26 protein-coding genes and 1 riboswitch are annotated in these 25722 nt (G+C 63.1%); of the genes, 13 read left to right on the top strand and 13 right to left on the bottom strand.

The window, feature by feature from the left end; genetic code table 11:
* The first annotated feature begins 52 nt into the window (after positions 1–52).
* Entirely contained in the window at positions 53–1060 is a 1008-nt protein-coding gene (gene yejK / locus CXP40_RS15985) for a nucleoid-associated protein YejK (RefSeq protein ID WP_106734569.1), read from the top strand.
* Between the two features lie 75 nt (positions 1061–1135).
* On the top strand, positions 1136–1456 hold the full coding sequence (locus CXP40_RS15980; protein WP_106734568.1) for a glutaredoxin family protein: 321 nt from the start codon (positions 1136–1138) through the stop codon (positions 1454–1456).
* Between the two features lie 18 nt (positions 1457–1474).
* Here the strand turns inward: CXP40_RS15980 and CXP40_RS15975 are convergent, their stop codons facing one another.
* From CXP40_RS15975 to CXP40_RS15960, 4 genes are all read right to left on the bottom strand, one after another.
* Positions 1475–2410 (bottom strand): glutathione S-transferase family protein, encoded by a 936-nt coding sequence (locus CXP40_RS15975; RefSeq protein ID WP_106734567.1) that lies wholly within the window; start codon positions 2408–2410, stop codon positions 1475–1477.
* Positions 2411–2472: 62 nt separating this feature from the next.
* A complete protein-coding gene (locus tag CXP40_RS15970; protein ID WP_099526606.1) occupies positions 2473–2754 on the bottom strand; it encodes a GIY-YIG nuclease family protein in 282 nt (93 codons plus the stop codon).
* Entirely contained in the window at positions 2751–3470 is a 720-nt protein-coding gene (gene pcsA, locus CXP40_RS15965) for a phosphatidylcholine synthase (protein WP_099526607.1), read from the bottom strand. The genes CXP40_RS15970 and pcsA overlap by 4 nt, the downstream gene beginning before the upstream one ends.
* Positions 3471–3569: 99 nt before the next feature.
* On the bottom strand, positions 3570–4040 hold the full coding sequence (locus tag CXP40_RS15960; protein WP_106734566.1) for a nuclear transport factor 2 family protein: 471 nt from the start codon (positions 4038–4040) through the stop codon (positions 3570–3572).
* A gap of 200 nt (positions 4041–4240) precedes the next feature.
* Between CXP40_RS15960 and CXP40_RS15955 the strand changes: the two genes are divergently transcribed.
* The gene (locus tag CXP40_RS15955) at positions 4241–5182 is read left to right on the top strand and encodes a GlxA family transcriptional regulator (RefSeq protein ID WP_106734565.1); all 942 of its coding nucleotides are present in this window, start codon (positions 4241–4243) and stop codon (positions 5180–5182) included.
* 57 nt (positions 5183–5239) lie between these two features.
* Here the strand turns inward: CXP40_RS15955 and CXP40_RS15950 are convergent, their stop codons facing one another.
* The 4 genes from CXP40_RS15950 to CXP40_RS15935 all read right to left on the bottom strand — a co-directional run bounded on the left by CXP40_RS15950 (position 5240) and on the right by CXP40_RS15935 (position 9570).
* Positions 5240–6001 (bottom strand): amino acid ABC transporter ATP-binding protein, encoded by a 762-nt coding sequence (locus tag CXP40_RS15950; RefSeq protein ID WP_017675242.1) that lies wholly within the window; start codon positions 5999–6001, stop codon positions 5240–5242.
* A 9-nt stretch (positions 6002–6010) separates the two neighbouring features.
* A complete protein-coding gene (locus CXP40_RS15945) occupies positions 6011–7108 on the bottom strand; it encodes an amino acid ABC transporter permease (RefSeq protein WP_099526610.1) in 1098 nt (365 codons plus the stop codon).
* Positions 7109–7117: 9 nt separating this feature from the next.
* Positions 7118–8302: an amino acid ABC transporter permease gene (locus CXP40_RS15940; RefSeq protein WP_177429685.1), complete on the bottom strand. Its 1185-nt coding sequence runs from the start codon at positions 8300–8302 to the stop codon at positions 7118–7120.
* Between the two features lie 239 nt (positions 8303–8541).
* Positions 8542–9570: an amino acid ABC transporter substrate-binding protein gene (locus CXP40_RS15935; protein WP_106734564.1), complete on the bottom strand. Its 1029-nt coding sequence runs from the start codon at positions 9568–9570 to the stop codon at positions 8542–8544.
* Positions 9571–10047: 477 nt separating this feature from the next.
* Between CXP40_RS15935 and CXP40_RS15930 the strand changes: the two genes are divergently transcribed.
* The 7 genes from CXP40_RS15930 to CXP40_RS15900 all read left to right on the top strand — a co-directional run bounded on the left by CXP40_RS15930 (position 10048) and on the right by CXP40_RS15900 (position 18185).
* Complete coding sequence (locus CXP40_RS15930; RefSeq protein ID WP_106734563.1) at positions 10048–10707, top strand: alpha/beta hydrolase; 660 nt, start codon at positions 10048–10050, stop codon at positions 10705–10707.
* A gap of 24 nt (positions 10708–10731) precedes the next feature.
* The gene (locus CXP40_RS15925; protein ID WP_106734562.1) at positions 10732–12633 is read left to right on the top strand and encodes an acyl-CoA synthetase; all 1902 of its coding nucleotides are present in this window, start codon (positions 10732–10734) and stop codon (positions 12631–12633) included.
* A gap of 191 nt (positions 12634–12824) precedes the next feature.
* Positions 12825–13763 carry a GGDEF domain-containing protein gene (locus tag CXP40_RS15920; protein WP_106734561.1) on the top strand — a complete coding sequence of 313 codons (939 nt, stop codon included), beginning with the start codon at positions 12825–12827 and terminating at the stop codon, positions 13761–13763.
* A 62-nt stretch (positions 13764–13825) separates the two neighbouring features.
* A complete protein-coding gene (locus CXP40_RS15915) occupies positions 13826–14989 on the top strand; it encodes a dipeptidase (protein ID WP_106734560.1) in 1164 nt (387 codons plus the stop codon).
* Between the two features lie 110 nt (positions 14990–15099).
* Positions 15100–16548 (top strand): ATP-dependent RNA helicase RhlB, encoded by a 1449-nt coding sequence (gene rhlB, locus CXP40_RS15910; RefSeq protein WP_106734559.1) that lies wholly within the window; start codon positions 15100–15102, stop codon positions 16546–16548.
* 73 nt (positions 16549–16621) lie between these two features.
* Positions 16622–17761 (top strand): FAD-binding oxidoreductase, encoded by a 1140-nt coding sequence (locus CXP40_RS15905; RefSeq protein WP_106734558.1) that lies wholly within the window; start codon positions 16622–16624, stop codon positions 17759–17761.
* Between the two features lie 142 nt (positions 17762–17903).
* Positions 17904–18185, top strand: a complete 282-nt coding sequence (locus tag CXP40_RS15900; RefSeq protein WP_256579462.1) for a hypothetical protein — start codon at positions 17904–17906, stop codon at positions 18183–18185.
* On the opposite strand, the gene CXP40_RS15895 is transcribed toward CXP40_RS15900, so the two are convergent.
* The 5 genes from CXP40_RS15895 to CXP40_RS15875 all read right to left on the bottom strand — a co-directional run bounded on the left by CXP40_RS15895 (position 18166) and on the right by CXP40_RS15875 (position 23853).
* Positions 18166–19110 carry a hypothetical protein gene (locus CXP40_RS15895; RefSeq protein WP_106734557.1) on the bottom strand — a complete coding sequence of 315 codons (945 nt, stop codon included), beginning with the start codon at positions 19108–19110 and terminating at the stop codon, positions 18166–18168. The genes CXP40_RS15900 and CXP40_RS15895 overlap by 20 nt on opposite strands.
* Positions 19111–19112: 2 nt before the next feature.
* The gene (mntP, locus tag CXP40_RS15890) at positions 19113–19682 is read right to left on the bottom strand and encodes a manganese efflux pump MntP (RefSeq protein WP_106734556.1); all 570 of its coding nucleotides are present in this window, start codon (positions 19680–19682) and stop codon (positions 19113–19115) included.
* 6 nt (positions 19683–19688) lie between these two features.
* A riboswitch (yybP-ykoY riboswitch) is annotated at positions 19689–19860 on the bottom strand.
* A gap of 77 nt (positions 19861–19937) precedes the next feature.
* Positions 19938–20240, bottom strand: coding sequence for a hypothetical protein (locus tag CXP40_RS15885; protein ID WP_106734555.1), 303 nt, complete (start codon positions 20238–20240; stop codon positions 19938–19940).
* A 64-nt stretch (positions 20241–20304) separates the two neighbouring features.
* Positions 20305–21291 carry a TerC family protein gene (locus tag CXP40_RS15880; RefSeq protein ID WP_099526620.1) on the bottom strand — a complete coding sequence of 329 codons (987 nt, stop codon included), beginning with the start codon at positions 21289–21291 and terminating at the stop codon, positions 20305–20307.
* 198 nt (positions 21292–21489) lie between these two features.
* Positions 21490–23853, bottom strand: coding sequence for a DNA polymerase II (locus tag CXP40_RS15875; protein WP_177429684.1), 2364 nt, complete (start codon positions 23851–23853; stop codon positions 21490–21492).
* A 149-nt stretch (positions 23854–24002) separates the two neighbouring features.
* Here CXP40_RS15875 and CXP40_RS15870 point away from each other — a divergent pair, with 149 nt between their 5' ends.
* From CXP40_RS15870 to CXP40_RS15860, 3 genes are read left to right on the top strand one after another with little or no spacing between them, the layout of a single operon-like run.
* Positions 24003–24431, top strand: a complete 429-nt coding sequence (locus tag CXP40_RS15870; protein WP_177429683.1) for a group II truncated hemoglobin — start codon at positions 24003–24005, stop codon at positions 24429–24431.
* 1 nt (position 24432) lies between these two features.
* Entirely contained in the window at positions 24433–24771 is a 339-nt protein-coding gene (locus CXP40_RS15865) for an FKBP-type peptidyl-prolyl cis-trans isomerase (RefSeq protein ID WP_106734552.1), read from the top strand.
* Positions 24764–25693 carry a class I SAM-dependent methyltransferase gene (locus CXP40_RS15860; RefSeq protein ID WP_106734551.1) on the top strand — a complete coding sequence of 310 codons (930 nt, stop codon included), beginning with the start codon at positions 24764–24766 and terminating at the stop codon, positions 25691–25693. The genes CXP40_RS15865 and CXP40_RS15860 overlap by 8 nt, the downstream gene beginning before the upstream one ends.
* Positions 25694–25722: the final 29 nt, after the last annotated feature.

The raw sequence follows: 25722 nt of genomic DNA, 5'->3' as shown, positions 1-25722 counted from the left end.
TTCTGCTTCAGGTAAACTTCGCCCTTCGTTTCATTTGCCCATCGAGACCGCCATGCCGATCCGCCACTGCATCGTCCACCTGATCGACAAGAAGCCCGACGGCAGCCCTGCCGTGCTGCACGCTCGCGACAGCGAGCTGGCCACGTCGCAAGCCATGGAGAACCTGCTGGCCGACCTCAACGAGAGCTACAACGCCAAGCAGGGCAAGGCCTGGGGTCTGTTCCACGAAGAATCCGGCGCCTACCCGTTCAGTGGCTGGCTCAAGGCCTATCTCGATGGCGAGCAGGATTTCACCGCCTTCAGCCGTCAGGCCGTCGAACACCTGCAAAAGCTGATGGAGGAATCCAACCTCTCCACCGGCGGTCACGTGCTGCTGGCTCACTACCAACAAGGTATGACCGACTACCTGGCCATCGCCCTGCTGCACCACAGCGAAGGCGTGGCGGTGACCGACGCGCTGGACGTGACCCCGGCCAAGCACCTGGATCTCGGCCAGTTGCACCTGGCCGCGCGCATCAACATCAGCGAGTGGCAGAACAACAAGCAGTCCAAGCAGTACATCTCCTTCATCAAGGGCAAGAACGGCAAGAAGGTCTCGGACTACTTCCGCGACTTCATCGGCTGCCAGGAAGGCGTCGACGGCCCGGGTGAGACCCGTACCCTGCTCAAGGCCTTCAGCGACTTCGTCGAGAGCGAGGATTTGCCCGAGGAGCAGGCGCGCGAGAAGACCAAAACCCTGGTCGGCTACGCCAGCGGCCAGGCCAAGATGGGCGAACCGATCACCCTGGAAGAACTCTCCGGACTGATCGACGAGGAGCGCCCCAAGGCCTTCTACGAGCACATCCGCAACAAGGATTACGGCATGGCTCCGGAGTTTCCGGCGGACAAACGTACCCTGAGCCAATTCCAGCGTTTCACCGGCCGTGCCGAGGGCCTGTCGATCAGTTTCGAGGCGCACCTGCTGGGCTCGAAGGTCGAGTACGACGAGGGCCGCGACATGCTGATCATTCGCCAGTTGCCGACCCAATTGAAGGACCAGCTCAAGCGCCGTCAGGATTGAGATGTAACGAGTGGCTGGATGGCCCGGCGCGGTTTACCCTGACATGACCGTGCCATCACACAAGGATGCGAAACCATGAAGACGATTGTGCTGCTGCTCGCCGCCCTGGCCCTGTGGCAGAACTGGGACAAGATCGAGCGCTGGATCGACCCGCCCCAGGCGCGTAACGCCAGCGGCGAAGTGGTGCTCTACGCCACGCAATGGTGTGGCTACTGCGCCAAGACCCGCGAGCTGTTCGCCGAGGACGGCATCGCCTACCGCGAAGTGAATATCGAGACCGATACCGCCGGCCGCGCCCAATACCAAGCGCTTGGCGGCCGCGGTGTGCCGGTGATCGACCTGCGCGGGCAGGTCATTCACGGTTATGACGTACGCGCCATCCGCGCCGCCTACTGACAGGCGGCGCTACAGCCCTCAACGCGCCTCGATACGGAAGCCCAGGCGCGGGAAGTGCACGTGTACGATGCCGGCACGCTCGTCCTCGCGACGCAGAATCAGCTCGTCACGCCCCGCATGCAGCAACTCGCCCTGCACCGGGTCGACACCATAGTCCACTGCCGCGATGCTCACCGCCTGGCCCGCCTTGAAGCCATTGGGGTCGACGAAATCTTCGTTCGGCAGCGCTGCCGGAGTCGCTTCACGCGCCACTGCGATCGCCTGTTCGCTGCTCATCTCGCTCAGCGAGCCATGGCCGAAGCCGAGCACACGGGCAAGCCACGCAGCGACCTCAGGGTAATCGTCGACCAGTGGCGCGGTGACCGGCGTACCGCGCAGGAACCACAAACAGTGAGCTACGGAAAAATCGGCGAGCGACGCTTCACCGAAAAGGAAATCGCCCTGCTCGCCTTGCAGTTGGCGTTGCAAGACACCCATCAGCGCCGGCCATTGATGCTTGGCCTGCTCTAACGGCAGACGACTCGCCGTACCGCCGGAAAACAGCGCACCACGGTCGGCAGCAAAGGCCTTGGCAAACTCCGGCGGGACCTTGGCGAAGCGCAGCGCCATCGACTCGGGTTGGAACACCAGCGCAACGGCATGCTGGAACAGCACCGAGTCGGCCCACTGCGCCAGCAGGCTGACATTGAACGCCTGAGCTTCGGGCAGCAGCGCCGGGGTGGCCTTCTCGGCGTCCAGGCGACGGACGATCAGCGCGGTATCGCAATAGATGTCGGCGCCGACCTGCAGCACCGGGGTCTTGCGGTAGCCACCAGTCAGCGCAGTGAGATCGGGCTTGGGCATCAGCGGCGGGATCATCACCGAACGCCAGGACAGTTGCTTGAAGCCCAACATCAGGCGGGCCTTCTCGGCGAACGGCGAGGTCGGATAGTGATGAAGGATCAACTCATGCATGGCGCGCTCCGCGTCGGATCAAAGCCCTCAGCTTACCCGCGCGGCACGTGCACGCAACCGCCTCAGGCTGATGAGCCACCATCAACGGCCAGAATGAGCGCTTCTTTGGCGCTTTTGCTCAGGCGCTTGATCGCCCGTTCACGGCGCAATGCATCGCCCTTGCCGGCACAGGCTTCGATATAGGCCAGCGCCAGCGCCGGGCTGGTATGGAAGAAGCGAGCGCCCTTGCCACTCTGGTGCTGGGCGAAACGCCGCTGCGGATCATCGCTGATGCCGCAATACAGAGCGCCATTGGCGGCGCGCACCAGATAGACGAACCAGGCTTTTTCGACTGCTGCATTCATCCGCGAGCAGGAAACCACTCACGCGCCGAGCGCCACAGGCACATGCCGACGAAGTAGGCTGAAGCCAACCACCAGAGCGCCAGCAGCCAGAACTGGCTGACCGGGTACTGCAGAATCAGCAACGCGCTGGAGAGCATCCAGACGAAGGTCACGAGGATGTTCAGCGGCATGAACTGACGCACGCGAAACGGGTGCAGGAACTTCATCTTGGTGAGGGTCAGGCCGGCCAGCAGGACGATCATGGCCAGGGTGATCCAGGGGTGCACGTCGAGGATGTAGAAATACAGCACGACCACGTTCCACGCCGCCGGGAAGCCGACGAAGTAGTTGTCCTTGCTCTTCATGTTCAGGTTGCAGAAGCAGAACAGCGAGGACAGCAGAATCAGGCCCACGGCGAACAGCGGCGTGTAATCCGGCAGCGGAATGAAGCGATAGAGGAAGATCGCGGGGATAAATACGTAGGTGAGGTAGTCGATCACCAGGTCGAGTGTGGAGCCGTCGAAGTGCGGCAGCACACCCTTGACGTCGTAACGCCGTGCCAGCGAACCATCCAGCCCATCGACCAGCAGCGCCAGGCCGAGCCACAACAGGCATTGCTTGGGTTGGCCGTCGAGTACGGCCAACAATGCCAGGAGGGCGAGGATCACGCCGCTGGCGGTAACAGCGTGGACCCCCCAGGCTTTGGCCTGTTTTACGGCAACGATCAGTTCGGTCACGGCAGGTCTCGATTGGCAGTGGAGGTGCGGCACCCGGTGTGCGCACTCTTTATTGAAGGCTAAGACCGGATAGCCTACCACTGCGTTCATTCGCCCGCCTCAGCGCGTACCGCGAAACTGGGCCAGACCACGTGCCGCCTGTCGACGAATGGCGGCCTGAACCGGTGGCGCCCACCCCAGCAGAAGCCCTTTGCCACCTAGCGCCTGACGTGCCCAGCGCCATAGATCGAAGTGATCGCGATGTTCGACGATCAACCCGTCGCGAAACACGAAGCGCGCCTGGATGTGGTTGACCACCTGACGACCGGTGGCACTGAAACGGTAGCTGGCGACCCAGCGCGCACTGCCGGCATGATCGTCGGCATGCACCGAATCGAAGGTCAGCGAGAAAACCTCGGCGCGACTACACAGCATGCGCCACATATCGCCAGCCTCAGCACCGTGCAGGTCGACGAAGACCGGGTCGGAGAAACGCACATCTTCGGCGTAGCAGCCTGCCATGGTCTCGGCATCTAGCTTCTGGAAGGCGCTGTAGAAACGCTGGATCAGATCGGCATTGGGGTGGCTCATGAGTCGCTCCTACAGGCTTTTAATTACGTAGGGTGCGCCGCGCGCACCGCTGTCACTGCGTCGCTCACTGGTGCGCACGGCGCACCCTGCACGTTCGCAAGGATGGTTCACTCCAGTCTGTTCGTCCGGCGGGGACGTGGCGATTGGCTATAAAGACAACTTTGTGTCAATAATCGCCAACTTCACTCCAGGCCATCGTCATGCTGCGCATCGCCTTGTACGTCTGCCCACAAACCGTCTGTTCCAGCCTGAGCATGGCGCAGGATGCCTTCAGCCTGGCCAATCGCCTGGCCGGCACAGCGCACTTTCAGCTGCAGCGTTTCAGCCTCGATGGCCAGCCCGTGCAGTTGGATTTCGCGCAGATTCAGGTCGATGGTGGCCTACCGTTGGCCGAACAGGCCGATCTGCTGATTATGCCGGCCACCGGCAGCGCCATCAGCCGTACCCTGGAGAGCAACACCAAGCTGCTGCCCTGGCTGGCCCGACGCGAGCAGCAGCAACTGGCGAGCCTGTGCAGCAGCGCCTTCCTGCTGGCGGCTGCCGGCCTGCTCGATGGTCGTCAGGCGACTACCCACTGGGCCCTGGCTGACGCCTTCGCCCGGCATTTTCCTCAGGTGAAACTGCGCAGCGACTTGCTGTTGACCGAGGATGGCCCGTTTTTCTGCTCCGGCGGAGCCCAGGCCGGGCTCGACCTGTGTCTGCACCTGATTGCCCTGCATGCTGGTGAATGGCTGGCGCAGCAGGTTGCCAGCGCCATGGTGATCGAACGCCAGCGCGGCACGCAGACCCGTTTCGCGCCGCTGCTGCCCAGCAACGACGATAAAGCCCTTGCCCCGCTTCTGACCTGGCTACGCGAGCACCACGCCGAGGCGATCGATCTAAACCGCCTTGCGCAGCAGGCGCACTGTTCACCGCGTACCCTGCTGCGCCGTTTCAAGCAGGCCACCGGGCTGACCCCAGGCGATTACCTGCAACGCCTGCGCATCAGCCTGGCGCAGCAAGCGCTGGTCGGCTCGTCGCAGTCGCTGGAACAGATCGCCAGCCAGGTCGGGTTCACCGACCGTGCGACCTTCGCCAAGCGCTTCAAGCAGTTGTGCGGGGAAACGCCGGGCGCCTTCCGCAAGCGCATGCGGCTAAGTTAAAACCAGGCAATGAAAAAGGGAGCCCGAAGGCTCCCTGATCGATGGCGCAAAGCCGACTCAGTGCAGGATCTGGCTGAGAAACAGCTTGGTGCGCTCGTTCTGCGGGTTGGTGAAGAAGGCGTTCGGCTCTGCCTCTTCCACGATCTCGCCCTTGTCCATGAAGATCACGCGGTTGGCCACGGTGCGGGCAAAGCCCATCTCATGGGTCACGCAGAGCATGGTCATGCCGTCTTCGGCCAGACCGATCATGGTGTCGAGCACCTCTTTCACCATTTCCGGGTCGAGGGCCGAGGTCGGCTCGTCGAACAGCATGATCTTCGGCTTCATGCACAGCGCGCGGGCAATCGCCACACGCTGTTGCTGACCACCGGAGAGCTGGCCCGGAAACTTGTTTGCCTGCTCAGGGATACGCACGCGCTCGAGAAAGTGCATGGCAATTTCCTCGGCCTGGCGCTTGGGCATCTTGCGTACCCACATCGGCGCCAGGGTGCAGTTCTGCAGCACGGTGAGGTGCGGGAACAGGTTGAAGTGCTGGAACACCATGCCCACTTCGCGGCGAATCGCCTCGATGTGCTTGAGGTCGCTGGTCAACTCGGTGCCATCGACCACGATGCGCCCTTGCTGGTGCTCTTCCAGACGGTTGATGCAGCGAATGGTGGTGGACTTGCCCGAACCGGACGGCCCACACAGAACGATACGCTCGCCCTGCTGCACGCTCAGGTTGATGTCCTTGAGCACGTGGAACTGGCCGTACCATTTGTTCACGCCCTGCAGCAGGATCATCGGCTCGGCGCTGGGTTGTTTGATTGCTTCACTCATGACTCACTCCTAACGCTTGTGGCCGGTATCCAGCTTCCGCTCGAGATGCAGCGAATAGCGGGACATGCCGAAACAGAAAATCCAGAAGATCAGCGCGGCGAACACGTAGCCCTCGGTGGCCATGCCCAGCCACGCCGGGTCGGTGGTCGCCTGCTTGATGCTGTTGAGCAGATCGAACAGGCCGATGATGATCACCAGGCTGGTGTCCTTGAACAGGGCGATGAAGACGTTGACGATGCCCGGAATCACCAGCTTCAGCGCCTGCGGCAGGATCACCAGGCCCATCATCCGCCAGTAGCCCAGGCCCATGGCCGCAGCGGCTTCGTACTGGCCCTTGGGAATGGCCTGCAAGCCACCACGCACCACTTCGGCGATGTAGGCGGACTGGAACAGGATCACCCCGATCAGCGCACGCATCAGCTTGTCGAAATGCATGCCTTCGGGCAGGAACAGCGGCAACATCACCGAGGACATGAACAGCACAGTGATCAACGGCACACCGCGCCAGAACTCGATGAAGGTGACGCAGATGACCTTGATCGCCGGCAGGTTGGAGCGTCGCCCCAGCGCCAGCAGGATGCCCAGCGGCAACGCACCGGTGATGCCGACAGCAGCGATCACCAGGGTCAGCATCAGGCCGCCCCAACGGCTGGTGGAAACCACGTCCAGGCCGAATACACCACCGTGCAGCAGGGTCCAGGCGATGAACGGATAGATCGCCAGGAAAGCCAGACCGTACACCGCCTTGCGCGGCATCTGCGGCACGAACAGCGGCGCCATGCCGATGATCGCCAGCCACAGAGTGGCATCCACACGCCAGCGCAACTCGGTCGGGTAGAAGCCGTACATGAACTGACCGAAGCGCTGTTGGATGAACACCCAGCACGCGCCTTCCTTGGTGCAGTCGGCGCGAGTGCTGCCGACCCAGTTGGCATCGATGATCGCCCACTGCAGCAGCGGCGGCACGATCAACCAGATCAGGTACAGCGCAAAAACGGTCAGCAGGCTGTTGAACCAGTTGGAAAACAGGTTGGCCTTGAGCCAGCCCACCACACCGACGCTCATGCGCGGTGGCGGCAGGTCCGGTTTGAATGTATGAGTCTGCATGGCTGCTCCTTACCGCTCAGTCAGCGCAATGCGCTTGTTGTACCAGTTCATCAGCAGGGAAATGCTGATGCTGATCGCCAGATACACGCTCATGGTGATGGCGATCACCTCGATGGCCTGGCCGGTCTGGTTGAGCACAGTGCCGGCGAACAGCGACACCATGTCCGGGTAGCCGATACCGGCAGCCAGGGACGAGTTCTTCGCCAGGTTGAGGTACTGACTGGTCAGCGGCGGAATGATCACACGCAGCGCCTGCGGGATGATCACCAGACGCAAAGTGACGCCCGGACGCAAACCCAGCGAGCGCGCGGCTTCGGTCTGACCATGGCTGACCGCCATGATCCCGGAGCGCACGTTCTCGGCGATGAATGCCGCGGTGTAGATGGTCAATGCCAGGGTCAGCGCCATCAGCTCGGGGATCATCACCCAGCCGCCACGGAAGTTGAAACCGGTCAGCTCCGGCACACTCCACACCAGCGGATTGCCCGCGACCAGCGCGGTCAGGCCAGGAATCACCACGATCAGCGCCAACGATGTCCACAGCAGCGGAAAGATCTGGCCGGTGGCTTCACGGCGTTTCTTGGCCCAGCGCCCGAGGGCGATGATGCCGACGATGGTCGCTAGCAGCACCACGGCGAACAGACCGAAGCTCTCCGAAGGGCTCGGCGCCGGCATGTACAGACCACGGCTGTTGAGGAAGAAGACTTCACCCACGTCCAGGCTTTGCCGAGGACCAGGCAGGGCAAGGAAGACCGCGAAATACCAGAAGAGGATCTGCAGCAACGGCGGAATGTTGCGGAAGATCTCGATGTAAACGGTGGCCAGCTTGCTGATCAGCCAGTTAGGCGACAGCCGTGCCACACCCAGCAGAAAGCCAAGGATGGAGGCCAGCACGATACCGATAAAAGACACCAGCAGGGTATTGAGCAAGCCGACCAGAAACACACGGGCGTAGCTGTCGCTTTCCGTGTAGTCGATCAGATGCTGGGCAATACCGAAACCGGCGCTGTTATTGAGAAAAGCGAAGCCGGAAATGATCCCGCGCTTCTCCAGGTTAGCCTGGGTGTTCTGGAAGAGAAACCAGCCGAGCGCCACAACGGCGATAACGGCAATGATCTGGAAAGCCCAAGCACGCACCTGCGGATCGTTCAGAAGCGATCCTCGCGGGCGCGGGGCATTAGCAGTCGTTTGCATAACAACCCTCATGGAAGCCCCGGCCGCACGCAAGCCAGCCGGAGTTCACGTAATCGGAAACGACAGCGGCAGGCTCCGAGAACCGGTCCATAGTCTGCTGCGCGTCGGGCCTGCTTCGTCAAAAACAGGCTCAGAATGCTCATTTACAACTCGTAAACTGCGCTTCTTCGCCTGTTTTTTCCTTGCATGCCTCTAGCTCGCGAGCCTATGAACAGATTCTCGCCTGCCGCTGTGGACGGTCAACGCACCGGCGGTGCGTACTGCAGACCACCCTTGTTCCACAGGGCGTTGAGACCACGCTCGATCTTCAGCTCGCTGCCGGCGCCAACGTTACGGTCGAAGGACTCGCCGTAGTTACCGACTTGCTTGACGATCTGTACTGCCCAGTCTTTCGGCAGCTTGAGGTCTTTACCGAATTCACCTTCAGTACCCAGCAGACGTGCTACGTCCGGGTTCTTGGTGTCTTTGGCAGTGGCTTCGACGTTGGCCGAGGTCACACCCAGCTCTTCGGCGTTGACCATGGCGAACAGGGTCCAGCGCACGATATCGAACCACTCTTCGTCACCCTGGCGCACGACCGGGCCCAGAGGTTCCTTGGAGATGACTTCCGGCAGCACGACATAGTCGTCCGGGTTGGCCAGTTTGATGCGCTGTGCGTACAGCTGCGACTGGTCGGAGGTCAGCACGTCGCAACGGCCAGCTTCGACCGACTTGGCGCTCTCGTCAGAGGTATCGTAGGTGATGGGGGTGTACTTCATGCCATTGGCACGGAAGTAGTCGGAGAGGTTCAGCTCGGTGGTGGTGCCGGCCTGGATGCAGACGGTAGCCCCGTCCAGTTCCTTGGCGCTGGAAACGCCCAGCTTCTTGTTAACCAAAAAGCCCTGGCCGTCGTAGTAGTTGGTACCAGTGAAGTTCAGGCCCAGTGCGGCGTCGCGCGAGCTGGTCCAGGTGGTGTTACGCGACAGGATGTCGACTTCGCCGGACTGCAGCGCAGTGAAGCGCTCCTTGGCGGTCAGCGGGCTATAACGCACTTTGGTAGCGTCGCCGAATACAGCGGCGGCAACAGCGCGGCAGACGTCAACGTCCATACCCAGGTAGTTGCCTTTTTCATCGGCGTAGGAGAAGCCAGGCAGACCGTCGCTGATACCGCACTGCACGAAGCCTTTCTTCTGCACTGCATCCAGGGTGGCGCCTGCCTGAGCAAAGCCACTGACACCGAGCACAGCTGCGGTGGTCAGCACAGCCAGGGTGGATTTCACCATCTTCATCAAAAACCTCCAGTTGCTCTTGTTGTGTTGGAGTCTCCGTCCGCCTTCCCCACCCTTTTGAGGCACGCGATCCGCTGGCAGCAACGGCATCGACGAGAAGTTCGAACGTCAGGCGGGAGTCTAGTCGGCTTTACCCTCTGCTGGCCAACTGCTCCTGCCCAGCCCATTGGTTGAACGGGCCTGAGACGGATCGTCATCCGTCTGGACGATTGATCGCCCTGACGGTCTATTAGGAACCCCACACAGCAGATTCCTGCCTGTTGAGCGGTGCGCAGTGGCACAGTGTTACCGTTACCGCACCGCGTCGTCAGTTCAGATGAGCCTTAGCAAGCCCCGTACCAGCACATGGCAAATGGCCGGATATGGAAGGGTCAAGGGCAAAAGATTCACCCGTGCGACAACTTATTCACAGATTAGCCAAGCCTTGAACAGGGCGCCGCCCCAAATTAAGGCGCCCGCACCACACTGGAGCTACCAATGACCGCACCCATGATTTTGCAGCCCCCACAGGCCGCCAACGCCACCGTGATCTGGCTGCACGGGCTGGGGGCTGACCGCTACGATTTCCTCCCGGTCGCCGAGATGCTGCAAGAGCGCCTGCCCAGCACACGCTTCATCCTGCCGCAGGCGCCCACCCGCCCGGTGACCATCAACGGCGGCTGGAGCATGCCGAGCTGGTACGACATTCTCGCCATGACCCCGGCCCGGGCCATCGACCAAGCGCAGCTGGAGGAATCCGCCGACCAGGTGATCGCCCTGATCGAAGCCGAGCGTGCAGATGGCATCGCCGCTGAACGCATTGTCCTGGCGGGCTTCTCCCAAGGTGGCGCGGTGGTGCTGCACACCGCCTTCGTGCGCTATCTGCAACCCCTCGGCGGGGTACTGGCGCTGTCGACCTATGCGCCGACTTTCAGCGATGAGGTGCCCCTGGCGGATACAAAAAGACAACTGCCGGTGCTTTGTTTGCATGGCAGATTCGACGACGTGGTGCCCCCGGACATGGGACGCGCCGCGTATGACCGCCTGCACGCCTGCGGGGTGCCGGTGCAATGGCGCGACTATCCGATGGCCCACGAAGTGCTACCGGAAGAGATTCGCGATATCGCCGAATGGTTGAGCCAATTGCTGGCAGACTGACCGAACCGAAGAGATGCACAATAAATGAGCACAGCGCCCCTCATTCGTAGCCTGCAGGATATTCAACAGATCGAGAGCACGCCGCTGAGCGATCGCGGCCTGCCCGAGAGCACCTTTGATCTGATCCGCCGCACGGCCCAGGCCAGTCCGCATGCACCAGCGCTGTCGTTCATCCTCCAGGGCACGGCCGAAGAAGCCCCGCTACGCCTGAACTACACCGAGTTGCTCGGCAAAATCACCCAGACGGCCAACGCCTTCCATCGTCTGGGCCTGCGCCCGGGCAAGGCGGTGTCATTCCTGCTGCCCAACCTGCCGCAGACTCACTACACCATCTGGGGCGGTGAGGCAGCCGGCATCGTCAACGCGATCAACCCGCTGCTCGACGCCGAGCATATCGCCGAGCTGATCCACGCGTCGGACTCCGAACTGCTGGTGACCCTGGCGCCCTTCCCCGATACCGACCTGTGGGACAAGGTCAACGCTCTGCGCGATCAGCTGCCGGAGTTGAAAGCGATTCTCTGCGTGGATATGGCCAACCTGCTGCCGGAGCCACAACGCAGCGCACTCAAGGCCCAGCGCGGCCCGCTACCAGAGGGCGTGCTGGACTTCGACGAGACCATCGCCGCCTGCCCAGCCGATCATCTGGAAAGTGGCCGCGTGATCGCCGCCGACGATATCGCCAGCTACTTCCACACCGGTGGTACCACAGGCACGCCAAAACTGGCGCCGCACAGCCACGGCAACGAAGTGGCGATGGCCTACAGCATGAACCTGGTGACTCGCTTCGGCGTCGGCGACGTAACACTCTGCGGCCTGCCGCTGTTTCACGTCAACGGCGTCATCGTCACCGGCCTGGCGGCTTTCATCGGCGGTGCCGAAGTGCTGCTGGCCACACCTCAGGGCTATCGCAACACCACCTTGATCGGCAATTTCTGGAAGGTCATCGAACGCCACAAGGTCAGCTTCTTCAGCGGTGTGCCCACCATTTATGCCGGCCTCCTGCAGATTCCTAGCGAAGGCCATGACCTGTCCTCGCTGAAGTACGCCCTGTGCGGCGCTGCGCCCATGCCGGTGGAGCTGATTCGCCAGTTCGAGGCCAAGACGGGGCTGACTCTGCTCGAAGGCTATGGTCTGACCGAGGGCACCTGCGGCAGCTGCGCCAACCCTCCGGCCGGCGAGCGCCGCCCCGGCTCGATCGGCCTGCCGATGCCCTACTGCGAAGTGCGTATCAAGGTACTCGACGAGCAGGGGCAATATCTGCGCGAAGCCGCGCCCAACGAAATCGGCAACCTGTGCATCCGCGGCGCCACGGTGTTCAAGGGCTATCTGCAGGCGAGCAAGAACGCCGGTATCTGGGTCGATGGCGACTGGTTCAATACCGGTGACCTCGGCCGCGTCGATACCGACGGCTACATCTGGCTGACCGGTCGCAGCAAGGATCTGATCATCCGCGGCGGCCACAATATCGACCCGCAGATGATCGAGGAAGCGCTGCACAAGCACCCGGCAGTGGCCATGGCCGCTGCAGTGGGCAAGCCAGACGAGAAGGCCGGCGAACTGCCGGTGGTCTACGTCCAGCTCAAACCCGGTGCACAGGCCAGCGAGGTCGAATTGCTGGAGCATGCCGCCGCCCATATCCCCGAGCGCGCCGCTGTACCCAAGGACGCCTGGATCATCGATGCCATTCCGCTCACCGCGGTGGGCAAGACCTTCAAACCAGCGCTGCGCTTCGATGCCATCGCCCGGGTTTACCAGGCGGCTATCGATGAGCTGCACCCGGCTGTTCGGGTTGAAGTGCTGAGCGATGACAAGGCAGGTCAATTGGCCCACATCCACCTGCCGAATCAGGATCAGGCCTTGGCTGCCAGCATTGGCGAACGGCTGTCCGGCTACGCGGTGGGCCATCGCATCCACTTCGCAGCGTGATCCAGAGCGCGCAAGGACGCGCGCCAGTTAACAGCTTTGCACTTTCGTGCAACCACTGGTCGGCCGAGCCACTGGCAGACATTGCCACGCCTGGAGCCCGGGAATAATGTCGAACGCTATTCGTAGACACGACAGGGAGCGTTGGTGGTGCCCTCAGGCCTATTCGCCCGGCCAGGCCCGACGAGATCGCAATGAAACCGGCGCACTGGCAGGCAGACCTGCAGCAAGTTCAGCACCTGCGACTATTTCAGAATGTCGCGACCAGCAGCCTGGATCAGTTGCTGCAGGAGTTTCGCGCGTGCGAGTTGGAAGCCGGCGAAGTGTTGCTCTCCCCCTTCAATCGCAACCAGTACCTCTATCTGCTGATCGAGGGCCAGTTGCGCGTCTATCTCGGCTCACTGGACAACCAGGCCGTGAGCACCCTCGAAGTCGGCGACTGCGCGGGTGAAATCAGCTTCATCGACAACGAACATCCGTCCGCCTACGTGGTGGCCGAGCGCCCCTCCACGGTGCTGCGCCTGCATCGCGAATCGCTGGTCGCGCTGTTTCAGCAATCACCGCAGATGATGCAGAACCTACTGGAACTGCTCTGTGAGCGTGTGCGCCAGGGCAACCGGCAGATTCTCGACAGCGAGCAGAATGCCAATGTCGACACCCTCACCGGTTGCTTCAACCGACGCTGGCTGGAGCACGTCTTCGAACGCGAAAGCACCCGCTGCGCCTTCAACGACGACCCCATCTCGCTGCTGATGCTCGATGTCGACCACTTCAAGGCCTACAACGACCAGCACGGTCATCTTGCAGGGGACTACGCCCTGTGCATGGTGGCTCACACCTTGCGCAGTCAGTTGCGGCCCAAGGACAGCCTGATCCGCTTCGGTGGCGAGGAGTTCGTCATTCTACTGCCGGAGATCTGTGCCGAGGCGGCACGCAGTATCGGCGAACGCCTGCGCCTCAGCCTGGAGCAGATATCCTCCTTCTATTCGCCAGTCGGCGTTCTGCCGGGCGTCACCATCTCCATTGGCCTGGCGCAGATGCAGCATCAGGACAGCCTGCAGGGCCTGATCGCGCGTGCCGATGCCGCGCTGTACCAGGCCAAGCAGCAGGGGCGTAACTGCCTCAGCGGCTGACACCCCGCGTCGCGCTTCCCTGCTAGAGTGGCGCACATAACAACACGCCTGGATGGCTTCTCATGCGCAAACTGCTGATCGCTGTGCTTCTGCTCGTCCCCCTTTCCGCCCTCGCCGTTCTGGGCCTGCCCCAGGTACTCGACGCACAGATGAACAGCGTGGCTAGCCCACCGCCCTATCCGACCAGCGCCAGCGCACAGAAGCTGCACCAAGGGCTGTTCGTCGCCGACCTGCACGACGACGCCCTGCTCTGGGAGCGCGACCTGCTCAAGCGTTACGACTACGGCCACTCCGACCTGCCACGCATGCTCGAAGGGCGTCTCGGCCTGCAGGTGTTCTCCACCGTGACCAAGACCCCACGCGGGCTGAACATGGAGAGCAACGGCGCCGACAGCGACAACATTACCCTGCTGGCCATGGCCCAGCGCTGGCCACGGGAAACCTGGAGTAGCCTGCTACAGCGCGCCCTGTACCAGGCGCAGAAACTCAAGGACGCCAGCGCCGGCAGCGATGGGCGCCTGGTGCTGATCCGCACCCGCGCCGACCTGGCGAATTTCGTCGATGCCTGGGAAAAGGACCCGCGCCGCGTCGCCGGCCTGCTCGCCACCGAAGGCCTGCAGCCTATCGAAGGCAAGCTGGAGAACATCGACGTGCTGTATGACGCGGGTTTCCGCATCGCCGGCCTGACTCACTTCTTCGACAACGAAGTCGGCGGCTCGGCCCATGGCCTGGAAAAAGGCGGGCTGACCCCACTGGGGCGCCTGGTCATCGCGCGCCTGGAAGAAAAATCCATGCTGGTGGACCTGGCCCACGCTTCGCGCCCGTTGATCGATGATGTACTGGCCATGGCCAAGCGCCCGGTGCTGGTCTCGCACACCGGCGTCGAAGGCACCTGCGCCGGCACCCGCAACCTCAGCGACAAGCACCTGCAGGCCATCGCTGCCACGGGCGGGGTGATCGGCATCGGCTACTGGAGCACCGCCGTTTGCGACACCTCGGTCGCCGCCATCGTCAAAGCCATCCGTTATGCGGCGGACAAGGTCGGCGTCGAACATGTCGCCCTGGGCTCGGACTTCAATGGCACCGTGCACACCCCGTTCGACGTCACCGGCCTGGCGCAAATTACCGAGGGGCTGCAAGCCGCCGGCTTCGACAATGACGCCATTGCCGCGATCATGGGCGGCAATGTACAGCGCCTGCTGCTGGCCAGCCTGCCGGAGAAATGAGGTGCTGGGCGCACGGTCCTCTTGACAGACGCGAGCGAAGCACTTCGCCACGCCCGCGTCTTGCATTACACTGGCGGGCGTTCACTCCTTAACCAGTCGATGAGAAGCCCGTGCTCAAAGCACTCAAGAAAATGTTCGGCAAAGCCGAAGACGAGCAGCCACAACCAGCGCCGTCATCCGTAGCAGCGCCCGCCCAGAGCGGTGACGCAGAGCAGAAGCGCCCACGCAAGAACAAGCCCGCCCGCCCTGCCAGCGAGAGCGCAGGCGATAGCCCGGCGCCGCAACAATCCCGCCCGCCCAAGGCCGACAAACCGCGTCGCGAGCGCCCAGCCAAGCCAGTCGACACCTGGAAGCTGGAAGATTTCGTGGTCGAGCCGGCCGAAGGCAAGACCCGTTTCCATGACTTCAAGCTCGCCCCCGAGCTGATGCACGCCATTCACGACCTCGGTTTCCCCTACTGCACGCCGATCCAGGCTGGCGTACTGGGCTACACCCTCAAGGGTCAGGACGCCATCGGCCGCGCCCAGACCGGCACCGGCAAGACCGCGGCGTTCCTCATCTCGATCATCACCCAGCTGCTGCAGACCCCGGCGCCGAAAGAGCGCTACATGGGCGAGCCGCGCGCGCTGATCATCGCGCCGACCCGCGAACTGGTGGTGCAGATCGCCAAGGACGCCGCCGAGCTGACCAAATACACCGGCCTCAACGTCATGCAATTCGTCGGTGGCATGGACTTCGACAAACAACTCAAGCAGCTGGAATCGCGCTTCTGCGACATCCTCGTGGCCACCCCGGGCCGCCTGCTGGACTTCAACCAGCGCGGCGAAGTGCACCTGGACATGGTCGAGGTGATGGTGCTGGACGAAGCCGATCGCATGCTCGACATGGGCTTCATCCCTCAGGTGCGCCAGATCATCCGCCAGACGCCGATGAAGGGTGACCGCCAGACCCTGCTGTTCTCAGCCACCTTCACCGACGACGTGATGAACCTGGCCAAGCAGTGGACGGTCAACCCGGCCATCGTCGAGATCGAGCCAGAGAACGTCGCCAGCGACACCGTCGAGCAGCACGTCTACGCCGTAGCCTCGGCTGACAAGTACAAACTGCTGTACAACCTGATCAGCCAGAACGACTGGACGCGGGTCATGGTCTTCGCCAACCGCAAGGACGAAGTCCGGCGCATCGAAGAGCGCCTGACCCGCGACGGCATCAGCGCCGTGCAGATGTCCGGCGACATTCCGCAGCACAAGCGTATCCGCGCACTGGAAGGCTTCCGCGAAGGCAAGATCCGCGTCATGGTCGCCACCGACGTCGCCGGTCGTGGCATCCACGTCGATGCCATCAGCCACGTGATCAACTTCACCCTGCCGGAAGACCCGGACGACTACGTGCACCGCATCGGCCGCACCGGCCGCGCCGGCACCAGCGGCACCTCGATCAGCTTCGCCGGTGAGGACGACGCCTTCGCCCTGCCGCCAATCGAAGAGCTGATCGGCCGCAAGATCCAGTGCGAAATGCCGCCGGACGAGCTGCTCAAGCCGGTGCCGCGCAAGCACTGATAAGGCCGAAGCAGAACAAAGGCGAAGCCCTCCAGCTTCGCCTTTTTCATTTGACCCCGTTGATTGATACGCCATGCAACACTACGACTACCTCATCATCGGCGCCGGCATTGCCGGCGCTTCAACCGGCTACTTTCTCGCCAGCCATGGCAAGACGCTGCTGCTCGAACGCGAGGCGCAGCCCGGCTACCACTCCACTGGCCGTTCAGCCGCGCTCTACACCGTGGCCTACGGCACGCCACAGGTCCGCGCGCTGACCGCTGCCAGTCGCGCCTTTTACGATGCCCCACCAGCCGGTTTTGCCGAGCATCCTCTGCTCACGCCACGTGGCGAGTTGGTGGTGGACTTCAGCGGTGACGCAGCCGAGCTGCAGCGCCAGTACGAGCAGGCCCGTGAGCATGTTGCAGAGGCTCGCCTGCTCAGTGCTGACGAGGCCTGCGCGCTGGTTCCGGTGTTGCGCCGCGAGCTCGTGCACGGTGCGCTGTTCGACCCCAGCGCCGCTGACATCGACACCGCCGCGCTGCACCAGGGTTACCTGCGTGGTATCCGCCAACAGGGCGGGGAGATTCATTGCCAGCGCGAGGTCATCAGCATCAGCCGCCTCGCCGACGGCTGGCAGGTGGATTGCGCCGGGCAGAGCTATCGCGCGAGCGTATTGATCAATGCCGCCGGTGCCTGGTGCGACGAGATCGCGCGTCTGGCCGGCCTACCCGGCATCGGTTTACAGCCCAAGCGCCGCGCCGCCTTCACTTTCAACGGCCCGACAGGCATCGACTGCCAGCACTGGCCGGCACTGGTGAGCCTGGATGAATCGTTCTACTTCAAGCCCGATGCCGGTCTCTTGCTCGGCTCGCCAGCCAATGCCGACCCAGTGGCGCCGCATGACGTGCAGCCTGAAGAGCTGGACATCGCCCTGGGCATCCACCAGATCGAAACCCACACCACGCTGCAGATTCGTCGTCCGGCGCATACTTGGGCCGGCCTGCGCAGCTTTGTCGCCGATGGCGATCTGGTCGGAGGTTTCGATACCCAGGCCGAAAACTTCTTCTGGGTGGCAGCGCAGGGCGGCTACGGCATCCAGACCAGCGCCGCGATGGGTCAGGCCTGCGCGGCCCTGATCCGCAAGCAACCCTTGCCGCAATCTTTGCTCGAGGCGGGCCTGAGTGAAGCAATGCTCAGCCCGGCACGGCTGTCGTCATGCCAGGTGCACTGATCAGGCTGGTGCAGGCCTCGCTGCTGCTGCCCACCACAGCCCTGTTCATCGGCCTGCTGACCTATCACCTGCAGCAGGGAGGGCTTGGACTGGCCTGGCCTGGCCGCTGCCGGCGGAGCCTGACGGTCAGATCGCCATCGAGTTGGCGCTGGCCTGTCTGCCGGCATTCGCGCTGTTTCTGCTGGCTGCTGCCAGCGGCATGCTGAAGCATCGCCTCGTCGTCCTGGCAGCGTTCGGCCTGTGCGCCGCTATCGCCGCTTACTGCGCGGTCAATCTGCTCGCCAGTGCCTACGGCAATACCTGGACGACCGGCGAAATCCTTCGCGGGCTGTTTCTCGCACAATTGCCGCAGTTGGGCCTGGCGTCCTTGCCGGGCCTGGCGTTGACAGCGCTGCTGGAGCGGCTCAACCACCCACGCCCTTGAGTGCGTCCTGCTCCCGCTCGGCCGCTTCTTCATGCTTGGCCGAGCGGTCTAGCTCGCGACGGAAACCGCCAGCCTTGTTCAGGCTCAACTCCAACACCCGATCACGCCCTCCCTCTGCGATCAGGTAACGGCCATCGTCCAGTGGCAAGATCGCCTGCGGCGCCTTGAGGAATGACAACACGGTGGTCTGCGCGCCTTGGGCATCGACCAGCAGCAGACGGGCGCGATGAGTCGAGTCCTCGCTGATCCACAGGCCCTGCTCGTCGCAAAGCATGAACGTCGGATTACGCAGCCCGTCGATCACCACCGGATCGCGGCCGTCCTCGCGCAGCTCGCGAATCACACCGGTTTCCTTTTCGCTGTAGAGCATACGGCCGTCCGTGCAGCGGGTGATCGACTCGGTTTCCGAGAGGTTGTCACGCACCACGCTCAGTTGCCGGTCATCCCAGCGGTAGCGCCATAGCCGACCGTTGCCCTTGCGGTCCTCGATGGCATAGAGGTAGTGACCGTCATCCCACAGCCCCTGCACCTGATCGCCCGCGAACAGTTCGGAAACACGCTTACCTTGCAGGAAGCTGACCGGCTTGCCGCCCGACTCCTGACTGAACACCAGGCCACCACGGGCGCTGAGCAGGCCATCGGGTTTGGACAGGCCTTCGACCACCACTTCGCGGTCACCGTCGGGCTGCATCAACAGGATGCTGCCGCGGCCATCCTGCAGTTCCTGGCTGACCAGAATCCCGCCATCCGCTGCTCGCGCCAGCCCGGCCGCCTTCTGCACGTCGTCGTAGGCAACGCGGTACGACCAGCCGCTGGCGGCCTGCACCGGAAAGAAGTACTGCCAGGCAAAAAACATCAGGGCGGCGGCGACCAGCGCGGCAGCCGCCAGAAGTGCGCTTTTCAGCAAACGCAGGGACATGTTCATGTTCACAGACTCGCAAAATGTTCGTAGAGAATCGTCGCGCCAACCAGCATCAGCACCACACCGCCGACGATCTCGGCACGCTTGCCGACCAGTTGGCCCAGCATACGACCAAGCAACATGCCCAATGTCACCATCAGGGTGGTGGCCAGACCGATACACAGTGCAGCGACCAGGATGTTCACCTCGACGAAAGCCAGGCTCACGCCAACGGCCAGCGCGTCGATGCTGGTGGCCACGGCAGTGACGGCCAGCACCCAGAAGGAATGGCGCGAGGGTTTATCTTCAGACGCATCGTCATCTGCGCTGAGCCCGGCATGGATCATGTGCACACCGAGCCCAACCAGCAGCACGAAGGCGATCCAGTGATCCCACTCGAGGACGAAACGGCTGGCCGCCTGGCCGATCAGCCAGCCGATGATCGGCGTGATGGCTTCGATGGTGCCGAAGATCAAGCCGGCACGCAGGGCTTCGGCAAAGCGTGGCTTGTGCAGGCCCGAGCCCTTGCCGATGGCAGCCGCGAAGGCATCCGTCGACATGGCGAACGATAGAAGAAGCAGCGAGAGAGGATTCAAGGGAAACTCCAGCCGGGCCTGAGTCAACGACAAGCCACTGCGCGCCCGACCTGGCACAGGACTGTCGTTGGTCTCACCAATCCCAGCGGATGCGTTGGCCACGGCAGGTTGCCGAGAATGTTGACCAACGCGCCGACGCTAGCGCGACGGCAGGCTACTCCCCAAAGAGGCGCGCAGGATAAACCCACGCACGCCGGGGCGGAAGTGGCGGCGCCCAGCAACCGCTCAGCGGTAGCCTGCGCCACCGACCAGGCATCAGGTTTCGACGCCCTGCTCGAGCGTTTTCTCGGGCTCCACCTGCGGCGTCTCGGCGCCCTGCTCTTCCTCCTTGTCGTCCTTGCCAAGTGTTCGGTTGGTGGACTCCTGCAGGGAGTCCACCTGGCGGTTGACCTCATCCACCACCTCGCCGACCGAGTCACTGATCAGCGCCTGCGCTTCCTTCTTCGCCTCTTCGGCGAGCTTCTGTGCGGACTGCTCGGCGGCGTCGCAGCCCGCCAGGGCGATCAGTGCCAGACCAAGTGCGGCAGGCGCCAAGCGGTGTTTCCAAGGGTTTTGCATCAGGTTTCTCCAGTGTCGAAGTCCCGGCCACACACGGGGCGTAGCCGGGCAAAAAGCTTATTCGTCAGATCTTGGCGGGCGGCTGGCCGCGGGTCTTGTACAGCGACAGCAGCACGCCACCGATCAGCAGGCCCAGGGTCACGCTCAGCGACACCACGGCCGGAATCTTGCCGATGATGCCGACCAGGAAGATCTTCGCGCCGATGAACACCAGCACCAGAGCCAATGCGTACTTCAGGTAGGCGAAGCGGTGGATCAGCGCCGCCAGGGCGAAGTACAGGGCGCGCAAGCCGAGGATGGCGAAGATGTTCGAGGTATAGACGATGAACGGGTCCTGGGTGATGGCGAAGATCGCCGGCACGCTGTCGATGGCGAACACCAGGTCGGCGCACTCGATCATGATCAGCGCCAGGAACAGCGGCGTCACCCACAGCACGCTGCGTCCCTTGCCATCGTCCTGGCGCACGAAGAAGCGTTGGCCATGCAGCTCATCGGTCACGCGTAGGTGCTTGCGCAGGAACTTCACCAGCACGTTGTTCTGCAAGTCCGGCGCATCGTCGAGCTTGGAGAACAGCATCTTGATACCGGTGAAGAACAGGAAGGCACCGAACACGTAGAGGATCCAGTCGAACTCGTGGATCAGTGCGGCGCCGAGGCCGATCATGATCGCCCGCAGCACCAGGACGCCCATGATTCCCCAGAACAGCACCTTGTGTTGGTACTGCCGCGGGATGGCGAGGAAGCTGAAGATCATGGCCATGAGAAACACGTTGTCCATCGACAGCGATTTCTCGATCAGAAAGCCGGTGAGGTAATCCATGCTGGCGTCGCCGCCCTTCTGGAAGAACACCCAGACACCGAACAGCAGACCCGCAGTGATGTAGCCGGCGGACAGCAACAGGCTCTCGCGCACGCCGATCTCGCGATTATCGCGATGCAGCACGCCAAGGTCGAAGGCCAGCAGGGAGATGACGACAGCGATGAAGACCAGCCACAACCAGGTGGCCGTGCCGAGGAAGTCGGCGAAGAGGAACGGTTCTAGGGCAGTCATGAGCCCCTCCTACAGTCAGATTGAACAGACTGTGATTCCGACATCGCGGTGTTAACCGCCAGAGGGGCCCGGCATCACGGGCGCAAATATATTCAGGCCGCGAGCGCCGCTCAACGAGGCGAATTTTACAAGGTATTTCAAGGCAATTAGCCCGTCTCTCGGCGCGGATGGCCTGCCCAGAGCGGCCGCCAGCGAATTTCAGAACAGCCCGAGCTGCCCGTCCACCAGGCGCTCGAACTCGCCGCCGACGAACGGCAGGATGGCGTCGGCCACCGGTTTCAGCTGGCGGCTGATGTAGTGCTCGTAGTCCACCGGCGACAGCAGGCGCTCCAGCGGTTGCGGCCCGCCGGTGGTGATCAGGTAGCTGATCCAGCCGCCACGCTGGTACTGCAGGGGCCGGCCAAGGCGCTGGTTGTGCTCGTCAGCCAGGCGCGCGGCGCGTACGTGCGGCGGCACGTTGCGCTGGTAGTCGTCGAGGCGTCGGCGCAGGCGCTTGCGATACACCAGCAACTCGTCCAGCTCACCGGCCAGGGTGCGTTTGACATACTCGCGCACGTAGTCCTCATAGGGCTGGCCGGCGAACACCAGGCGGTACAGCTCCTGCTGAAAGCGCTGGGCCAGCGGCGACCAGTCGGTACGCACCGTTTCCAGGCCCTTGAACACCATGCGTTCGCTGCCGTCGGCGCCGAGCACCAGGCCGGCGTAGCGCTTCTTGCTGCCCTCCTCGGTGCCGCGAATGGTGGGCATGAGAAAGCGCCGATAATGGGTCTCGAACTGCAGTTCCAGGGCGCTGGTCAGGCCGTACTCATTCTGCAGATGCTCGCGCCACCAGGTATTCACACGGGCCACCAGCGCGCGGCCGATGCGCGTCGCCTCATCCTCATCGTGAGCGCGACCGAGCCAGACGAAGGTGGAGTCGGTGTCGCCGTAGATCACCGCATGGCCTTCGGCTTCGATCAGCTCGCGGGTACGCTTCATGATCTGGTGCCCGCGCAGGGTGATCGACGACGCCAGGCGCGGGTCGAAGAAGCGGCAGCCACTGGAGCCAAGCACGCCGTAGAAGGCGTTCATGATGATCTTCAGCGCCTGCGACAAGGCCGCATTACCGTCGCGCTTGGCCGCCTCACGCCCCTGCCAGACGCGCTCGACGATGGCCGGAAGGCAATGCCGGGTACGCGAGAAGCGCGCGCCGCGAAAACCTTCCACCGAGTGCTCGTCATCCGGCTGGTGCAAGCCTTCGACCAGGCCTAGCGGGTCGATCAGAAAGCTGCGGATGATCGATGGATACAGGCTCTTGTAGTCCAGCACCAGCACCGAATCGTAGAGACCGGGGCGCGAGTCCATGACGAAGCCGCCAGGGCTGTTCTCGCCACGAATATCGCCGAGGTTCGGCGCGACGTAGCCCAGGCGGTGCATGGGCGGCAGGTACAAGTGGGTGAAGGCCGCCACCGAGCCGCCGCTGCGATCGGCCGCCAGGCCGGTGACACTGGAGCGCTCCAGGAGGAAGGTGAGCAGATCGGTATAAGCGAAAATACGCGTGACCAGCTCGCAATCCTTGAGGTTGTACAGGGCCAGCGCCGGCTTGTCCTCGTCGAACATGCGCTGGATCTCGTCCATCCGCGCATAGGGCGTATCGATGGCCTTGCCCTCGCCGAGCAACGTCTGCGCCACCGACTCCAGACTGAACGAGGGGAAGCTCCAGGTCGCCGAACGTAGCGCCTCGATGCCATCGATGATCAGCCGCCCGGCCGCTTCGGCGAAGTAGTGCTGGCTGCTGTTGTGCTGGCGCCAGCCCATCACGTCACCGCCACGCCCCAGCAGCAGCGGCACCTTGAACTGCTCGGCATGCTCGCGCAGCACGCGCAGGTCGAACTGCACCAGATTCCAGCCGATGATGGCGTCCGGATCATGCCGCCGCAGCCAGTCATTCAGACGTTCGAGCAGCACCTTGCGGCTGTCGCAGTACTCCAGGTCGAAGTCGACGATGCGGGCATCGCCATTGGCCGGACCGAGCATATACACCTGGCGCTGACCGCAGCCTTCCAGGGCGATGGAATACAGCTCGCCACGGGCGCTGGTCTCGATATCCAGCGACACCAGGCGCAACGTCGGGCGGTAATCAGGCGCGGGTTTCAGCGACTTGCAGAGCAGGCTGCCGTCCTGCTGCTCAACGCCCTCGAAGCTGACTGAAGCGGTGATGAAACGCTCCATCAGGTAGCGATCTGGCGGACGGATATCGGCCTCGTACACATCCACGCCGACCTGACGCAGCTTCTTCTCCAGCTGCAGTAACTGACGGTACTGGCGGCAGTACAGGCCCAACACCGGGCGACGCTTGAAATCGCGCAAGGCCAACTCGCGCAGCTCAATGCCTTTCTCATTACGCAACAACGGCTCGGCCCAGGCACGCTGCTCGGCCGGGATGAACGCCACCACGTCCTGGCATGGCAGGCGCACCTGGCGCGGGCCGGCATCGGTCGCCAGCCAGAAGGCCACTTCAGTGCCCTCCGGCGTGTCACGCCAATGGCGGCTAAGCACGAAGCCTTGCTGGGGTTGCGTCATCATCGTTTCAGGCAAGCACGATCAGCCCCCTCTCCCATGAATGGGAGAGGGGAGAAAACAGCCTCTGCAGTTGCCCATTACCTCGAACCAAACTGGCCGAGCATTCTACGCCAGCGGTTACAATGGCGCCTTTTCCGCGGAACAACGCGATGAGCGACACACCTCCCTACGGCACCGGCGATGCGTCCTACCAGGCCGCTGGCGGCATCGACGGCCTGCGCCGTCTGGTCGATAACTTCTACCGGCTGATGGACGAACACCCCGAAGCCGCCGCCCTGCGCGCCCTGCACCCAGCCGACCTGAGCGCCTCACGCGACAAGCTGGCGTGCTTCCTCAGTGGCTGGCTTGGCGGGCCACGGCTGTTTGCCGAGAAATACGGCAGCATCAGCATCCCGGCCTTTCATGCGCAGTGGCCAATCGACCAGACACTGGCCGAAAGCTGGCTGAGCTGCATGGCCGGCGCCATCGCCCTGCAGAACTATGACCCGGCGTTCGCCGACTACCTGCTGGTTCAACTGCGCGTGCCCGCCGAACGCTCCGTGCAAGCCAGCCAAAACCGTCACCGCAAGGAAACCTGACATGACTGACCAACTGATCATCGAAGACCTGCAATTGGGCGACGGCAAGGCCGTGGTCAAGGGCGCCCTGATCACAACTCAATATCGCGGCTGGCTGACCGATGGCAGCGAGTTCGACTCGTCCTACTCGCGCGGCAAACCGTTCCAGTGCGTGATCGGCACTGGCCGGGTAATCAAGGGCTGGGATCAGGGCCTGATGGGCATGCAGGTCGGCGGCAAACGCAAGCTGCAAGTGCCGGGGCATCTGGGTTATGGCGAGCGCAGCATGGGCGCGATTCCGCCCAACTCCGACCTGACCTTCGAAATCGAGCTGCTAGAAGTGCTGACCCGCGATGACTGATACCGCCCTCGCCACCCTGCGCGAGCCCCTGCTGCTGGCATTGGAGAATCACCCCGGTACCGAGACCCGCCGCCTGTTCCATGGCCGTGGTCGCTGCTGGCCGGGGCTGGAGCAGATCACCGTCGACTGGCTGTCCGGCGTTGTGCTGGTGATGCTGTTTCGCGAGCCGTCGCCGGCACTGCGACCGCTGCTTATGGAACTGCTGGAAACGCCGCAATGGCATGCCAGCGGCGCACGCGGCCTGTTGCTGCAACACCGCTACGTGCTGGGCAGCGAGAGTGAATGGCTGGCCGGCGAGCCGCAGGCGCAATGGCCGATCATCGAGGACGGCCTGCACTACCTGCTCGACCTGGGCAGCAAGCAGAACAGCGGGCTGTTCCTCGATATGCGCCTGGGCCGCCAGTGGGTGCGCGAGCAGGCCGCCGGCAAGCGCGTGCTCAACCTGTTCGCCTACACCTGCGGTTTCTCCGTGGCCGCCATCGCTGGCGATGCCGCGCATGTGGTCAATCTGGATATGGCCCGTGCGGCCCTGTCGCGCGGGCGCGACAACCATCGCCTGAACGGGCACGACCTCTCCCGAGTGGAGTTTCTCGGTCACGAGCTGTTCAAGTCCTGGGGCAAGGTTCGCAAAAGCGGCCCGTACGACCTGGTGATCATCGACCCGCCAAGCTTCCAGAAAGGCAGCTTCGCCCTCACCCAAGATTACGCCAAGATTCTCCGGCGCCTGCCTGAGCTGCTGACCGGACACGGTACCGTGCTGGCCTGCGTCAACGACCCAGATATCGGCCCAGATTTCATCATCGACGGCATGGCAGCCGAAGCGCCGCAACTGCGCTTCGTCGAGCGCCTGGACAACCCGCCGGAGTTTCCCGACATTTCGCCCGAGAGCGGCCTGAAGGCGCTGGTGTTCCAGGCTCCGTAGGGTGCGCCGTGCGCACCGCCAGCCAACGC

The sequence above is a fragment of the Pseudomonas sp. YY-1 genome (assembly GCF_002843095.1).
GTDB classification, from domain to species: domain Bacteria; phylum Pseudomonadota; class Gammaproteobacteria; order Pseudomonadales; family Pseudomonadaceae; genus Aquipseudomonas; species Aquipseudomonas sediminis_A.
The sequence above is the reverse complement of the archived record's forward strand: the minus strand, read 5'-3'. Positions and strand labels throughout refer to the sequence as shown.

Bases quoted from the DNA above. Each gene is read 5' to 3' on its own strand.
- yejK (WP_106734569.1), top strand. From the start codon at position 53: ATGCCGATCCGCCACTGCATCGTCCACCTGATCGACAAGAAGCCCGAC.
- CXP40_RS15980 (WP_106734568.1), top strand. From the start codon at position 1,136: ATGAAGACGATTGTGCTGCTGCTCGCCGCCCTGGCCCTGTGGCAGAAC.
- CXP40_RS15975 (WP_106734567.1), bottom strand. From the start codon at position 2,410: ATGCATGAGTTGATCCTTCATCACTATCCGACCTCGCCGTTCGCCGAG.
- CXP40_RS15970 (WP_099526606.1), bottom strand. From the start codon at position 2,754: ATGAATGCAGCAGTCGAAAAAGCCTGGTTCGTCTATCTGGTGCGCGCC.
- CXP40_RS15960 (WP_106734566.1), bottom strand. From the start codon at position 4,040: ATGAGCCACCCCAATGCCGATCTGATCCAGCGTTTCTACAGCGCCTTC.
- CXP40_RS15955 (WP_106734565.1), top strand. From the start codon at position 4,241: ATGCTGCGCATCGCCTTGTACGTCTGCCCACAAACCGTCTGTTCCAGC.
- CXP40_RS15950 (WP_017675242.1), bottom strand. From the start codon at position 6,001: ATGAGTGAAGCAATCAAACAACCCAGCGCCGAGCCGATGATCCTGCTG.
- CXP40_RS15945 (WP_099526610.1), bottom strand. From the start codon at position 7,108: ATGCAGACTCATACATTCAAACCGGACCTGCCGCCACCGCGCATGAGC.
- CXP40_RS15940 (WP_177429685.1), bottom strand. From the start codon at position 8,302: ATGCAAACGACTGCTAATGCCCCGCGCCCGCGAGGATCGCTTCTGAAC.
- CXP40_RS15935 (WP_106734564.1), bottom strand. From the start codon at position 9,570: ATGAAGATGGTGAAATCCACCCTGGCTGTGCTGACCACCGCAGCTGTG.
- CXP40_RS15930 (WP_106734563.1), top strand. From the start codon at position 10,048: ATGACCGCACCCATGATTTTGCAGCCCCCACAGGCCGCCAACGCCACC.
- CXP40_RS15925 (WP_106734562.1), top strand. From the start codon at position 10,732: ATGAGCACAGCGCCCCTCATTCGTAGCCTGCAGGATATTCAACAGATC.
- CXP40_RS15920 (WP_106734561.1), top strand. From the start codon at position 12,825: ATGAAACCGGCGCACTGGCAGGCAGACCTGCAGCAAGTTCAGCACCTG.
- CXP40_RS15915 (WP_106734560.1), top strand. From the start codon at position 13,826: ATGCGCAAACTGCTGATCGCTGTGCTTCTGCTCGTCCCCCTTTCCGCC.
- CXP40_RS15905 (WP_106734558.1), top strand. From the start codon at position 16,622: ATGCAACACTACGACTACCTCATCATCGGCGCCGGCATTGCCGGCGCT.
- CXP40_RS15895 (WP_106734557.1), bottom strand. From the start codon at position 19,110: ATGAACATGTCCCTGCGTTTGCTGAAAAGCGCACTTCTGGCGGCTGCC.
- CXP40_RS15885 (WP_106734555.1), bottom strand. From the start codon at position 20,240: ATGCAAAACCCTTGGAAACACCGCTTGGCGCCTGCCGCACTTGGTCTG.
- CXP40_RS15880 (WP_099526620.1), bottom strand. From the start codon at position 21,291: ATGACTGCCCTAGAACCGTTCCTCTTCGCCGACTTCCTCGGCACGGCC.
- CXP40_RS15875 (WP_177429684.1), bottom strand. From the start codon at position 23,853: ATGACGCAACCCCAGCAAGGCTTCGTGCTTAGCCGCCATTGGCGTGAC.
- CXP40_RS15870 (WP_177429683.1), top strand. From the start codon at position 24,003: ATGAGCGACACACCTCCCTACGGCACCGGCGATGCGTCCTACCAGGCC.
- CXP40_RS15865 (WP_106734552.1), top strand. From the start codon at position 24,433: ATGACTGACCAACTGATCATCGAAGACCTGCAATTGGGCGACGGCAAG.
- CXP40_RS15860 (WP_106734551.1), top strand. From the start codon at position 24,764: ATGACTGATACCGCCCTCGCCACCCTGCGCGAGCCCCTGCTGCTGGCA.